The organism is Streptomyces sp. NPDC056061 (genome assembly GCF_042266885.1).
Lineage (GTDB): Bacteria > Actinomycetota > Actinomycetes > Streptomycetales > Streptomycetaceae > Streptomyces.
This window is the reverse complement of sequence record NZ_JBHJWQ010000037.1, coordinates 12,362-24,784: the sequence shown is the minus strand read 5'-3', so window position 1 is coordinate 24,784 and position 12,423 is coordinate 12,362. Positions and strand designations below refer to the sequence as shown.

Here is a 12,423-nt window from a genome sequence, read left to right as displayed (position 1 = left end):
GCCAGACCACGCGATTTAGACAACAGGGGGGTCCCGGTGGGACGGAACAGCACGCCCGGAGAGGGAACGCGACCACGCGTCCACGATGCCGGCCAACTCGGGTGGGACGACGGGCTCTACGAGGACGCGCCGCCGAAGAAGCAGGGCTCCGGCACGGACGCCCGGACGCCCGCCGCCCGCGAGGACGGCGGCCACCGGCGTGGCGGGGCGAAGCGGCGTGGCGGGAAGAGCAAGCGCCGGGTGCTGCGCTGGAGCGCCGCGGTGCTCGCACTGCTCATAGTCGGCGGCGCGGGGGCCGGATACCTCTACTACGAGCACCTCAACGCGAACCTCAAGAAGGAGGACCTGACGCTCGGCGACCAGAAGATGGCCGACCACAAGACCAACTCCGCCGGTCAGACCCCGCTGAACATCCTGCTCATCGGTTCGGACGCACGGGACAACCCGGAGAACCAGAAGCTCGGCGGGGCCAAGGAAACCTTCGGGGCCCCACCGCTCGCGGACGTGCAGATGCTGGTCCACCTCTCCGCGGACCGCAGCAACATGTCGGTGATCAGCATGCCGCGCGACACGCTGCTGAAGATCCCGAAGTGCACCGACCCGAAGACCAAGCACGTCTACCCCGCCACGGCCGGCCTGGCGATGACCAACAAGACGCTCGAGCGGGGCGGGCCGGGATGCACGGTGGCCGCCTGGTACGAGCTCACCGGCATCACCATCGACCACTTCATGATGATCGACTTCGCCGGTGTGGTCTCGATGGCCGACGCGATCGGCGGGGTGCCGGTCTGCGTCAAGGCCAACGTCCACTCCCGCAACAGCAAGGGCCAGGGTTCCGGGCTGAAGCTGAAGAAGGGCACCACCAAGATCAAGGGGGAGCAGGCCCTCCAGTGGCTGCGGACCCGCTACGGCTTCGAGGACGGCACCGACCTCGGCCGCACCCACGCCCAGCACATGTACATGAACTCGATGGTCCGTGAGCTGCGCAAGGGGACCAAGCTCAGCGACCCGGGCAAGCTGATGGACCTTGCTGATTCGGCGGTGAACGCGCTGACGGTCGACAAGGGCATCGAAACGGTCAAGAAGCTGTACGACCTCGCGGAGGAGCTCAAGAAGGCTCCCACCGAGCGCATCACCATGACGACGATGCCGAACGTCTACGGCACCGGGGTGAACAAGGAGCGGGTGCTCCCCAAGCCCGGCGAGGCCGATCAGCTGTTCCAGATGGTCCGCGACGACATCCCGCTGGACGGCAAGGCGTCCAAGCGCAAGGCCCCGGCCGCCAAGAAGCCCACGGCGCCGGTCGGCGAGATCCCGGTCACGGTCCGCAACGGGACCGGCACCGACACCCAGGCCCCGGCCAAGGGCCGTGCCTCGGCCGTCAGGGAGCTGCTGGTGGGCAAGGGCTTCACCGAGGCCGTGATCGACTCGCAGAACGTCGCTCCGGCGGCCCGGACCGGAATCCTCTTCCCCAGCGCGGACATGGAGGGCAACGCCCAGGCCGTCGCCAAGGCGCTCGGCATCCCGCCGACGGCGGTGAAGCGGTCGACCGACGTCACGGGCATCACCCTGACCGTGGGGGCCGACTGGCGCGAGGCCGGGGACTACGCCCCGCCGGCCGTCACCGAGGAGAAGCCCCCGGAGAGCGCCCGCGCCCTGAAGGGCGACGAGGACGGGGCCTGCATGGACATCCAGCCGGGCTTCAGCTGGTAGCCGGTCCGCCGGGAACGCGCGAGGGGTCCTCCGGCTCGGAGGACCCCTCGCGCGTTCCCGTTTCGGGTGCTACGCGGTGACGGCCGGGCGGCGGGCGGCGATGACCTTCTTCGCCAGCGAACGCGGGCTGGTCAGAAAGCCGTAGCCCCACGACATGTGCATGGTCGCGAGGGCCACCGGGATCTGCACCCGCGCCTTCGGGGAGAGTCCCTTGCCCGCGGGCACGGAACCGGCGACGATCGCCGCGACGTACCCGCCGGGGACGACGAGGGCCCACGGGGTGACGGCCGCACCGACCACCAGGCCCGCCGCGATCGCCAGGACGGCGGTGGGCGGCGCCAGGTAGCGCAGGTTGATCGAGCCGGAGTGGTAGCGCGCGACGACGTGCCGCCAGCGGCCGTAGTCCTTGTACTGCTTGGCGAGCGCCCGGACCGAGGGCCGCGGCCGGTACTGCACCTTCAGTTCGGGCGAGAACCAGATCAGGCCGCCCGCCTCGCGGATGCGGAAGTTCAGCTCCCAGTCCTGGGCGCGGATGAACTCCACGTTGTAGCCTTCGGCCTTCTCCAGGGCCTCGCGGCGGAAGACGCCCAGGTAAACGGTCTCCGCCGGGCCCGCCTGGCCACCGGTGTGGAAGGCCGCGTTGCCGACGCCGATCCTCGACGTCATGGCCGCGGCCACGGCGTCCTCCCAGGCGTTCTCGCCCTCGGCGTGCATGATGCCGCCGACGTTCTGCGCGCCGGTCTCCTCCAGCAGGCGGACGGCCGTCGCGATGTAGTTCGGCGAGAGCATGCCGTGGCCGTCGACCCGCACGACTATCGGATGCCGGGACGCCTCGATCGCGGCGTTGAGGGCGGCCGGGGTACGCCCCGTCGGGTTCGGGACGGTGTGGACCCGGGGGTCCTCGCGCACCAGTTCCGCGGCGATCTCGTCGGTGCGGTCGGTGGAGGGGCCCAGCGCGATCACCACCTCCATCTCGCCCGCGTATTCCTGTTCCAGGATGTGCCGGACGGAGTTCCTGAGATGACGTTCCTCATTGAGCACCGGCATGATCACGGAGACGGCGGGGTGCTGCGCGGCAGACATGGTGGTCCTCGGGTGGTCCTCGGGGGCGCGGGGGGGCTGGTACCCCACCGGGCGGCGGTGTTCCGCCGCCACGTTACCGCCAATGGGGGACCCGGGGGCGCGCCACCGGGTGGCATCGCGGTCCGCAGATCATATGGACCTACTGTGCGAACGGTCCCCTCGCACCGCGGAGGTTCCCCCGTGCCCACGACGCGTCCCTCCCCCCGTTCGCCGCGGTCCCGCGCGGTGCCGCCGCCCCTCGGGCCGAGGAGGCAGGACGAGCGACCGCGCTGGGGCATGCGCGTGGTGACCGGTCTCTCCGTGCTCGTCCTCGGGGCCGGCGGGATCGGCCACGCGGTGGTGACCGGCCTGGAGACGGGCATCGACCGGGTCGATCCGTTCAAGGACATGAAGAACCGGCCCCGGGCCGGGCACGGCATGAACCTGCTGCTCGTCGGCACCGACGGCCGCGACCGGATCACCCCGGAGGAGAAGGAGAAGTACCGGCTGGGCGGGGCCCCGTGCAACTGCACCGACACCGTGATGCTGGTCCACCTCTCGGCGGACAAGGAACGCGCGAGCGTCGTCTCGCTCCCGCGCGACAGCTACGCCCAGGTCCCCGAGCACAAGGACCTGACCACCGGAAAAACGCACTCCGCGCACCCGGTGAAGCTGAACGCCGCCTATGCCGAGGGCGGCCCGGGCCTTACTGTGCGGACGGTCGAGCACATGACGGGCGTCAAGATCGACCACTACCTGGAGGTCGACTTCACCGGCTTCATGAGGACCGTGGACACCCTGGGCGGAGTGCAGATCTGCACGGCCCGGCCGCTGAAGGACTCCTACAGCGGCCTCGATCTCGCCGCGGGCACCCATGAGCTGAACGGCGGGCAGGCGCTCCAGTTCGTGCGCTCCCGGCACGTCGACGGGGCCTCCGACCTGGGCCGGATGCAGCGCCAGCAGAAGTTCCTCGCCTCGCTGATCAAGCAGGCGACCAGCAGCGGCGTCCTGCTGAACCCGGTGAAGTTCCAGGACGTCGCCTCGACGATGCTGGGCTCCGTCCGGGCCGACCGGGGGTTCGGCACGGAACAGATGCTGGAGCTGGGACAGGCCATGCGCGGCTTCTCACCGGCCTCGTCCGAGTTCGCCTCGGTGCCGTTGCAGGACGTCGCCTTCCCCGTCAAGGGCATCGGTTCCACGGTGAAGTGGGACGAGAAGAAGGCGGAGAAGCTCTTCCGGGCACTGCGCGACGACAAGCCGCTCGCCCCCCGGCGCCCGGCCGAGCGGCACCCGGAGGCGGTACCGGTCGGGGTCGCCCCGCAGCGCGTCCGGGTCCAGGTCTACAACGGGACCCCGCGGGAGGGGCTCGGCAGAAGGGCCGACGACGCCCTGCACGCCACCGGCTTCGACACCACGCGCACCCCGCTGAACGGCGAGCCGGGCGAGCGGGAACGCACCCTGATCACCTACGACCCGCGCTGGGACCGGTCCGCGAAGTCCCTGGCCGAGGCGCTGCCCGGGTCCGAGCTGCGGGCGGTGACCGGGCAGGGTTCCACGATGAGAGTGACGGTCGGCACAGATTTCGCGAAGGTGCGGCCGGTGCGGGCCGAGGACCCGGAACGGGGCGAGTTCGGCACCGTCACCGGCGACCAGGTGGCCTGCCGCTGACCGTGCGTGACGCCCGGCGCCCGCGACCGGGGCCGGCGCCGGTCGCCCTCGCCCCGGGCCGTGACCGGCTCAGTCGTCGATGCCGTCCGCCGCGCGCTGCTCGCGCAGCTCCTTGATGGCGCGGCGCCGGGCCAGCCGGTGGGTGCGCCGGATCTGCGCCTCCTGGTAGCGCCGCTTGTCCCGCTCGGTCTCCGGGACCACCGGCGGCACCGGGCGCGGCCTCCCGTCCGCATCCACGGCGGCGAACACCAGATACGCGCTGCCGACCTGCTGGGCGGGGGTGGATTCGTTCCACCGCTCGGCCATGACCCGGACGCCGACCTCCATCGAGGAGCGGCCGGTCCAGTTGACCTGCGCGCGGACGTGGACGAGATCGCCCACGCGGACCGGCTCCAGGAAGACCATCTCGTCCATCGACGCCGTCACCGCGGGCCCGCCGGAGTGCCGTCCGGCCACGGCACCCGCCGCGTCGTCGACAAGTTTCATGATCACGCCACCGTGCACCGTACCCAGCAGGTTGGTGTCACTGCCGGTCATGATGTGGCTGAGAGTGGTCCGGGACGCCGCGGTCGGCTTGCCCGGAATGCCGCTCTCCGGAAGCGTGGCCTGATCTGTCATACCGTCCACCTTATGCGGGGCGGCCAGCCCGACGGCAATGCATCAGCTTCGCAACAGGCCCGGTGCGATTTCGCCCACCCCCTGTAAGAGCGAGGCACCCGGCCTGCACACTGGTCCACATGAACGATTGGCCCGAGGGCTGGAGCGACGACAACCGCAGCGGCGACCGCTACGGGCGGGGCAGCAGAAACGACCAGCCCGAGGGTGCCCGGGTGATGCGGCACGTCCAGCGGCCCGGCACACCGCCGCAGCGCCCCGCACCGCCCCGGCCGCGGCGCCCGGCGAACCCCCCGCAGTACGCCGCGGGCCACGGCGCCGATGCCGGATACGACAGCGGCTACAACACGGGCCAGGTCTACGGCGGCGGCCGGGGCCAGGGCGGCGACGGCGGCCGGGGGGACGGCGGATACGTCCGGGGGAACCCGGCGCAGGGAGGCCCGGCGCCGGACTGGGGCCGCCGAATAAAGATCGGCGCGCTGTCCCTGGTCGTCGTGGTGCTCGTGGTCTCCATCGGCACGTACTTCTGGGCCGACTCCAAGCTCAAGCGCGAGGTGGACCTCTCCAAGGTCATCGAGCGGCCGAAGGCGGGCGACGGCACCAACTACCTGATCGTCGGTTCCGACAGCCGCGAGGGCATGACCGACGAGGACAAGAAGAAGCTGCACACCGGCTCCGCCGAGGGCAAGCGGACCGACTCGATGATGATCCTGCACGACGGGTCGAACGGGCCGACGCTGATCTCCCTCCCCCGCGACTCGAACGTCGAGATCCCCTCGTTCAAGGGTTCCGACTCCGGCAAGCTCTACCCGGGCCAGGGCCGCTCCACCAAGCTGAACGCCGCGTACGCCATGGACGGCCCCGAACTCCTCGTCCGCACGATCGAGTTCAACACCGGGCTGCACATCGACCACTACGTCGAGATCGGCTTCGGCGGCTTCGCCCAGATCGTGGACGCGATCGGCGGGGTGGAGCTGGACATCCCCAAGGCGTTCAAGGACAAGAAGTCCGGCGCCGACTTCCAGGCCGGCAAGCAGACGCTGAACGGTGAGCAGTCGCTGGCGTTCGTCCGCACCCGGTACGCGTTCGCCGAGGCGGACCTGGCCCGGACCAAGAACCAGCAGAAGTTCCTCGCCGCGCTGGCGAGCCAGACGGCGACGCCGTCCACGATCCTCAACCCGTTCAAGCTGTACCCGACGATGGGCGCCGGCCTGGACACCCTGATCGTGGACAAGGACATGTCGCTCTGGGACCTGGGGCAGATGTTCTTCGCCATGAAGGGCGTCACGGGCGGCGACGGCACGTCGATGAACATGCCGATCTCCGGCAACATCGGCAGCAATCTGGTCTGGGACAAGGCCAAGGTCGAGCAGCTGGTGGACCAGCTCAACAAGGACGAGAAGATCACCGTCCCCCAGAACTGACGACGCCCGACCACGTGGCCCGGACGGCTCGCCGTCCGGGCTCTTCCGTTCGTCCGCACGCGGACACCGGGTCGTCCCGGCGCCGCGCATTGATGGCGAGGTGATCCGGCGGCGCCTGTCGGCGATCGCTCACGCACCCGGTGCGCCGAGCCCATGAACGGACGGTACGAGAAATCGGGAAAGCGCCCCGGAACGCGCGGTATCAGCGCCCGGCCGCGTACGGGATCAGCGCTCGGCGGCGTAGGAGACGAAGCCCGCCCAGGCGTCGGGGCCGAAGGCCAGACGAGGGCCCTGGACGTCCTTGGAATCCCGGACGTGCACCGCGCCCGGGGAAGCGGCGATCTCGACGCAGGAGTCTCCTTCACTGCCACTGCTGTAGCTGCTCTTGAACCACTCCAGCTCGGAAGCATCCCCGGCAGAGGTCTTGCGGATCATGTCTCTCCCAGCAGTTTTTCGATGAGAGCCAACGACTCCCGTGGCGTGAGAGCCTGGGCCCGGATCATCCCATAGCGCAACTCAAGGATCCTGAGCTGCTTCGGATCGGAGACCGGCCGCCCGGCGAAGGCTCCGCCCGACCGCCCCACCGCGGTACCGTCCCCGAACTTCAACACCTCAATTCCGCCGTCCATCCCCGCGTGATCCTCGCGATCGGTCGGCATCACCTGAATCTCGACGTTTCGCAACTGCCCGATTTCCAGAAGCCGTTCGAGCTGTCGACGCAGCACCATTGTGCCCCCGATGGGGCGGCACAGCGTCACCTCTTCCTGTACGAAACTGAGCGCAGGGGCGGGTGACCTCTCGAAGACCACCTGCCTGGCCATGCGCGCGGCCAGCACTCGCTCCACTTCTTCCTGCGAGTACGCGGGCCGCCTCATCTCGAACAGCGCCCGCGCATACTCCGGCGTCTGCAACAGACCATGGATGCTGTGGTTGCTGTACAACCCCATCTCGACCGCCCGCTTCTCCATGTTCTTCAGGTCCCGGATCTTCTTCGGGTACCGGACCTCTGCCACGTCCTGCTTCATCGCGGTGATCTTCCCGCCCGCGCCCAGCACTTCGTCCGCCTTGTCCAGGAACTCGGGCCGGGGGATGCGAAGGCCGCCCTCCACCTTGTAGACCTGATCCTCCCCGTACCCGATCGCGGCCCCGAACTCGCCGGCCCGCAGCCCTGCGGCCTCCCGCCACGCCTTGATCTGACGGCCCACCGTCGCAACCACGGCCGCTCCCGACTCGTCGTCCGGGTCGATGTCCCAGCCCGGCTCGTCCGCCCCGGAGTCGCCGCGTTCCGCACCCACTTCATCCACGCTCATCCGTGCCCCACTTCCGATGCGCTTGCCGTTCCTGACTCAACCCCCGGTGTCTCCCACACGTCACCCCGGACAGCCGGGACAGCACTGGACAAGCGCGGGACAATGACCGTACGTAGGGGCCTGGTTGCTGTTCACGGTACGCGGGCGCGGCCACACTGAGCGGCGTGAACCAACACATCACCCGAACCGAACATTCCGCCCCCACCCGGCAGTTCACCGTGCCGCTCTCCCCCAGCGGAATCCCGGCGCGGCCTGCTCACCGTCGAAGCACTCGCCGACCGCTGAGGCACCGTCATCGGACCCGTCCCCCGCAAGACGGTCTGGGCCGAACTCGACCTCGTACCGCGACCGCTCCACCGGGTCGCGGAATTCCGCGACCCGGTGAGCCGCGTCCCCGTTTTCCACGACGTATAAGGCTTTTAAGAACCTGGGGAAATCACCCTCCCCAACCCAACCCGTCCCCCGTCCCACACTCGTCACTCACTCGGGTGACATGGGGCAACTGAGCTGGATTTCGGGTGGGTTGATCGGCCTATGCTCGCCGCGACAACTCCAGACATGCGACGGCCCCCGACGAGATTCGCAGTCTCGACCGGGGGCCTGACCACCGAGGAAGTAGGAGCTTCCCGATGGGTGCCTCGCAGATTACCGTGCCCCCGCACGCCCCGTCCCCCGTTCCCGGGGACGCCACACCGTCATCCGGTGTCATCCACGTCAAGGTCCGGCATGCCGCGGGCTTCACCGTCATCGGCAACCACCTCACCCAGCACCGCGGACTCTCCCTCGTCGCGATCGGGCTCGCCGCCCACATCCAGTCGCTCCCCACCGGGGCCAGGATCGGCATCAAACACCTCGCCGAACGCTTCCCCGAGAGCGAAACCCGCATCGCCGCCGCCCTGCGCGAACTCGAAGCCCACGGCTACCTCCACCGCAGCCGCGTACGCCTCACCGACGGCCGCATCGTCACCCGCACCACCTCGTACAACCAACCCGACGCCACCACCCGTCCCGTCACAACACCCCCTCGGACACGTACCGCTGCCCGCAAGCCGACCACGCCGCCCGCATCATCACCACCGCCGTCATCACCACCCGCGACCGCTCCCGGACCGCGCCCCGTCCCGGTCGCCGCACCGCCCCCAACGCCCGCACCGCAGCCGCAACCGACCCCCGCCACACGCACGGCACCACCACCGCCCCCGCTCCCCCAGCCGCAACAACTCACCCCGGAGCTCCTGCGCACGGCCACCGCGCTCCTCGCCGACCTGCGCCGCCACACGCCTCAACTCGTCCTCTCCGAGCACGACATCCACACCCTCGCCCCCGGCCTCGCCACCTGGCTCGAACGCGACACCCACCCCGACACCATCCGACACACCCTCACCACCAACCTCCCCACTCCCCTCAAGCACCCGGCCAGACTCCTGCGCCACCGGATCACCACACTCCTGCCACCACCCCTGCCGGGAACCCGCGACGTCACACCCACCCGCCACCCCGACGCCACCGTTCCCCCGCTCCAGAACTGCGACCACTGCGACCGCGCCTTCCGCTCGCACCACCCCGGCCACTGCCGCGACTGCCGCACCGAACAGCTCACGGCCGCCTGACGGGAAGCACCACACAGCACCCGGGCAACTGCCCGGTCATACGACAACAGAGGAACCCTGGAGCCATGAGCCTCTCCTTCCACAAGCCCTCCGTGCCGGAAGAAATCCGGAACAAAGGCCGAGCCGAGGTCCTCTCCGAAGCTCTCCTCGTCGTCCTCGAAGCACGCGGAATCGCCATCGCCGACGAGGTCCGCGAGCAAATTGACACCTGCTACGATCTCCCCCTCCTGCGCCAGTGGCTCATCCGTGCCGCCACCGCCACCACCGCCGAGAAAGTCTTCACCACTGGCCGGTGCCCCACCTGTGGAGCGGTCGGTCAAGTCACCTTCTGACGTGGCTCGCCCTCACGGGCAAGGAGTGTTTCCGCGGCAGCGCAGTCTCGCAAAGAGCGTCAGGCCGTAGCCCCAGGACCGGAGGCAGGCGTCGGCTACCGACGCGATTCGGCCGACCGCCCTGGTTTCCTGTTCTCTCAACTGTGGTGCCTTGACCCTGCTGTTACAGAGCCAGGAGCATCGAACAAGACACAACCGAAGACCTCACAGCAGGGGGCGGCATGGCAGTGACACGGCTGGTCGGGGAGTGCGAGAAAGGGTCGTGCGCCACGCTGTACCGCGTGGCGGAAACCGGGGACCTCCTTGTGCAGGGCTACGACGTAGAGGATGCGGAGGCCATGGTCGGCGTCGAGATCCCTGCCGGTGAGTCCGTGGTCCGTATCCCTGCTGGAATCATCGAGAGGTACGCGCATGAGCATCTCGCCCGCTGAGTTCGAGAAGCTTTTCTCCAACTTCCACCGGGAAGCTTTCCGGCTTGAGACCCTGGACGACTACAGCGGATCATCTGACCCGGAAATGATCCGCGCATTCCTGGCTGGTGAGCCTCAGCCGGACAACTACAACCAGGAATGGGCCGAGGAAGTACGCGGGAACGTTGAGAATGGAAGGCGCATGTACCGCGTTCACATCCTCTCACGCCCCATGACGGACTACCTCCGATTCGAACTCAGCTGGGGTTACCGCAAGAACGCGAAATCTGGAGAAGAGTTCTTCATCCTGGACATCACAGCTCAACCGAACCCACTGGAAGGGGTTCCAGATTTCTGGATGTTTGACGAATCCTCCACAGTCTCGATGAACTACGGAGAAGGCGGAAAATTCCTGGGGGCCGAGCTCCATTCGGACCCTGCGGAATGGATGAACCACCGCGATCTGGCCCTGAGCCGCTCCGTACCATTCGCTGAATGGTGGGAGCAGTACGGGGAAACGTGAACAGAACCGACCTGGGCAAAGCGCTGCGGGAATTGCGAGTGGCCAGCGGGAAGCAGGCGAAAGCAGTTGCCCGCAGCGCAGCCATGTCTCCAAGCAAACTGAGCAAGATTGAGAACGGGTCACTACCCCCTTCCGTTCTTGATGTCGAGCGCGTCCTGGAGGCTCTGGACGTTCCCGCCGAGATAAAAGGGGATCTGACCGAGGCGGCCCGCAGGGTAGCCACAGAGGCTACGGCGTGGCGCATATACCGACGCACCGGCCTGTACAAGCACCAGAGAGAGATCCAGGCCATCGAGGCCCGAACAACCCTGCTCAGGGTATTCCAACCCTCCTGCATTCCCGGACTTCTCCAGACTCCCGAATACATCCGGGGAGTTCAGCGGAGCTCAGAGCTGACCAACGATGCCCTGGAGAAAATGATCGGCGCACGCCTACGCCGTCAAGAAATCCTCTACGCCAGAGCCCGGAAGTTTAGTTTTCTAATCTTTGAACCGGTACTCAGGTGGCAACTGATTCCGAAACCCATGATGGCTGCACAGCTCGACAAGCTCATCGCCATGTCACGGATGCCGAACGTCAAAATTGACATCGTTCCATTGAGTGCACCCGCACCTGCTCCACCCACATCCTCGTTTGTACTCTTCGACAGTCGGCTCGCAATCATCGAAATCCCTCATGCTGAAATCACGACCGGTGAAATACGGGACATCGAGCTGTACGAAGACAAGTTTGACACCTTCGGCAGAGTCGCCCTTTCGGGCGACAACATGCGGAACCTCGTCGCAAGTATCCGGGATGACTTCTTGAGGGAACAGGAAATCGACTAGAACCACGCACCGCACCTGTCCATCATTGGCTGTCGATCCCCGAAAACAGCTGTGAAGGGTGCGCAATGTCGACCAGGACGGGCGAATTCGAGCACGCCGCCCACACGCAGAGGTGTGAGACGTGCCGCGCATGACTGAAACGCATCCGGTCCGATCTGCCCGCCCTGCGAGGAACGCTCGGGCGCCGGGACGGGAACCGATCGTTGCCCACTGGCACGCCGGCTACGTGGCCGATGTGGACCGTCGGTGCATGGCCCACACCGGACTGACCGGGCACGACATATTTGCCCGGAGATTCACGGACGTGGCACTCGTCCTGCGGGTGGCCGAGTGAGCGGCGACAGCGAGCAGCAAGGCATGCCGCAGCCGAAGAAGACGGACCTCCACGACAAGTCCGGTGGTACTGGCGGGCACCGCTTCCCACTCCGTCCACTGCCTGATCTCCCCAACGACAGAAGGAGTCACACGATGACGACCATGCTGGAAACGCCTGTCGCCTTGCGGCACGGGCGGGACCTTGTCAGTCCCGAACTATTCGAGCGCCTGACTGCGTTCTGTGCAGACGAGTACGGCCTTGAGCCGGTTGTGGCCGACCGCGTGATGGACCAGGCCATCGCGTTCGTGTATGTCCTGGGCAGCCAGAAGGCGTACGACATGGCACCCAGTCAGCGGGTGGACCCCGGCTGGCACACGTTCATGCTCCACACGCAGGAGTACGCCGACTGGTGCCACGAGCAGTTCGGCTTCTTCGTCCACCACGCCCCGAATTCCAAGGTGCGGACGTGCGGACTGATGGTATCCGTGGTCGACCGGATCAAGCTCGCCGGGTTCGACGTCGACGCCCGGCTGTGGGGCACTGCGGCCGAGTGCAACCAGCCCGCGTGCTGCGGCGACGGCCCGTGCTGCTGAGCCGCTGACAGGCACGGGGA

General features: G+C 67.9%; 13 protein-coding genes and 1 pseudogene. 10 read left to right on the top strand and 4 right to left on the bottom strand.

Annotation, left to right across the window (positions count from 1 at the left end):
- Positions 1-36: 36 nt before the first annotated feature.
- A complete protein-coding gene (locus ACFC79_RS33400; protein WP_376248177.1) occupies positions 37-1,713 on the top strand; it encodes an LCP family protein in 1,677 nt (558 codons plus the stop codon).
- 69 nt (positions 1,714-1,782) lie between these two features.
- On the opposite strand, the gene ACFC79_RS33395 is transcribed toward ACFC79_RS33400, so the two are convergent.
- Positions 1,783-2,796: a glycosyltransferase family 2 protein gene (locus ACFC79_RS33395; RefSeq protein ID WP_376248175.1), complete on the bottom strand. Its 1,014-nt coding sequence runs from the start codon at positions 2,794-2,796 to the stop codon at positions 1,783-1,785.
- Positions 2,797-3,072: 276 nt separating this feature from the next.
- Between ACFC79_RS33395 and ACFC79_RS33390 the strand changes: the two genes are divergently transcribed.
- Positions 3,073-4,443: an LCP family protein gene (locus tag ACFC79_RS33390; protein WP_376248173.1), complete on the top strand. Its 1,371-nt coding sequence runs from the start codon at positions 3,073-3,075 to the stop codon at positions 4,441-4,443.
- Between the two features lie 69 nt (positions 4,444-4,512).
- On the opposite strand, the gene ACFC79_RS33385 is transcribed toward ACFC79_RS33390, so the two are convergent.
- The gene (locus tag ACFC79_RS33385; protein ID WP_376248170.1) at positions 4,513-5,061 is read right to left on the bottom strand and encodes an acyl-CoA thioesterase; all 549 of its coding nucleotides are present in this window, start codon (positions 5,059-5,061) and stop codon (positions 4,513-4,515) included.
- 119 nt (positions 5,062-5,180) lie between these two features.
- On the opposite strand from ACFC79_RS33385, the gene ACFC79_RS33380 reads away from it, so the two are divergent.
- Positions 5,181-6,482: an LCP family protein gene (locus ACFC79_RS33380; RefSeq protein WP_376248167.1), complete on the top strand. Its 1,302-nt coding sequence runs from the start codon at positions 5,181-5,183 to the stop codon at positions 6,480-6,482.
- A gap of 225 nt (positions 6,483-6,707) precedes the next feature.
- Here ACFC79_RS33380 and ACFC79_RS33375 read toward each other — a convergent pair whose 3' ends face one another.
- Together ACFC79_RS33375 and ACFC79_RS33370 are read right to left on the bottom strand one after the other, a co-directional pair.
- Positions 6,708-6,917 carry a DUF397 domain-containing protein gene (locus ACFC79_RS33375; protein WP_376248164.1) on the bottom strand — a complete coding sequence of 70 codons (210 nt, stop codon included), beginning with the start codon at positions 6,915-6,917 and terminating at the stop codon, positions 6,708-6,710.
- On the bottom strand, positions 6,914-7,792 hold the full coding sequence (locus tag ACFC79_RS33370) for a helix-turn-helix domain-containing protein (RefSeq protein ID WP_376248161.1): 879 nt from the start codon (positions 7,790-7,792) through the stop codon (positions 6,914-6,916). The genes ACFC79_RS33375 and ACFC79_RS33370 overlap by 4 nt, the downstream gene beginning before the upstream one ends.
- A gap of 228 nt (positions 7,793-8,020) precedes the next feature.
- On the opposite strand from ACFC79_RS33370, the pseudogene ACFC79_RS33365 reads away from it, so the two are divergent.
- The 7 genes and pseudogenes from ACFC79_RS33365 to ACFC79_RS33335 all read left to right on the top strand — a co-directional run.
- Positions 8,021-8,206: pseudogene (locus ACFC79_RS33365) on the top strand (hypothetical protein); the annotation flags it as partial.
- Positions 8,207-8,421: 215 nt separating this feature from the next.
- Complete coding sequence (locus ACFC79_RS33360) at positions 8,422-9,402, top strand: helix-turn-helix domain-containing protein (protein WP_376248158.1); 981 nt, start codon at positions 8,422-8,424, stop codon at positions 9,400-9,402.
- 65 nt (positions 9,403-9,467) lie between these two features.
- Positions 9,468-9,734 (top strand): hypothetical protein, encoded by a 267-nt coding sequence (locus tag ACFC79_RS33355; protein ID WP_376248155.1) that lies wholly within the window; start codon positions 9,468-9,470, stop codon positions 9,732-9,734.
- 221 nt (positions 9,735-9,955) lie between these two features.
- A complete protein-coding gene (locus tag ACFC79_RS33350) occupies positions 9,956-10,165 on the top strand; it encodes a hypothetical protein (RefSeq protein ID WP_376248152.1) in 210 nt (69 codons plus the stop codon).
- On the top strand, positions 10,146-10,667 hold the full coding sequence (locus tag ACFC79_RS33345) for a DUF6879 family protein (protein ID WP_376248150.1): 522 nt from the start codon (positions 10,146-10,148) through the stop codon (positions 10,665-10,667). The genes ACFC79_RS33350 and ACFC79_RS33345 overlap by 20 nt, the downstream gene beginning before the upstream one ends.
- A complete protein-coding gene (locus ACFC79_RS33340; RefSeq protein WP_376248147.1) occupies positions 10,640-11,494 on the top strand; it encodes a helix-turn-helix domain-containing protein in 855 nt (284 codons plus the stop codon). The genes ACFC79_RS33345 and ACFC79_RS33340 overlap by 28 nt, the downstream gene beginning before the upstream one ends.
- A 468-nt stretch (positions 11,495-11,962) precedes the next feature.
- On the top strand, positions 11,963-12,403 hold the full coding sequence (locus ACFC79_RS33335; protein WP_376248144.1) for a glycine-rich domain-containing protein: 441 nt from the start codon (positions 11,963-11,965) through the stop codon (positions 12,401-12,403).
- The last annotated feature ends 20 nt before the right edge of the window (positions 12,404-12,423 follow it).

Bases quoted from the DNA above. Each gene is read 5' to 3' on its own strand.
- ACFC79_RS33395 (WP_376248175.1), bottom strand. From the start codon at position 2,796: ATGTCTGCCGCGCAGCACCCCGCCGTCTCCGTGATCATGCCGGTGCTC.
- ACFC79_RS33390 (WP_376248173.1), top strand. From the start codon at position 3,073: ATGCGCGTGGTGACCGGTCTCTCCGTGCTCGTCCTCGGGGCCGGCGGG.
- ACFC79_RS33385 (WP_376248170.1), bottom strand. From the start codon at position 5,061: ATGACAGATCAGGCCACGCTTCCGGAGAGCGGCATTCCGGGCAAGCCG.
- ACFC79_RS33380 (WP_376248167.1), top strand. From the start codon at position 5,181: ATGAACGATTGGCCCGAGGGCTGGAGCGACGACAACCGCAGCGGCGAC.
- ACFC79_RS33375 (WP_376248164.1), bottom strand. From the start codon at position 6,917: ATGATCCGCAAGACCTCTGCCGGGGATGCTTCCGAGCTGGAGTGGTTC.
- ACFC79_RS33370 (WP_376248161.1), bottom strand. From the start codon at position 7,792: ATGAGCGTGGATGAAGTGGGTGCGGAACGCGGCGACTCCGGGGCGGAC.
- ACFC79_RS33360 (WP_376248158.1), top strand. From the start codon at position 8,422: ATGGGTGCCTCGCAGATTACCGTGCCCCCGCACGCCCCGTCCCCCGTT.
- ACFC79_RS33355 (WP_376248155.1), top strand. From the start codon at position 9,468: ATGAGCCTCTCCTTCCACAAGCCCTCCGTGCCGGAAGAAATCCGGAAC.
- ACFC79_RS33350 (WP_376248152.1), top strand. From the start codon at position 9,956: ATGGCAGTGACACGGCTGGTCGGGGAGTGCGAGAAAGGGTCGTGCGCC.
- ACFC79_RS33345 (WP_376248150.1), top strand. From the start codon at position 10,146: ATGAGCATCTCGCCCGCTGAGTTCGAGAAGCTTTTCTCCAACTTCCAC.
- ACFC79_RS33340 (WP_376248147.1), top strand. From the start codon at position 10,640: ATGGTGGGAGCAGTACGGGGAAACGTGAACAGAACCGACCTGGGCAAA.
- ACFC79_RS33335 (WP_376248144.1), top strand. From the start codon at position 11,963: ATGACGACCATGCTGGAAACGCCTGTCGCCTTGCGGCACGGGCGGGAC.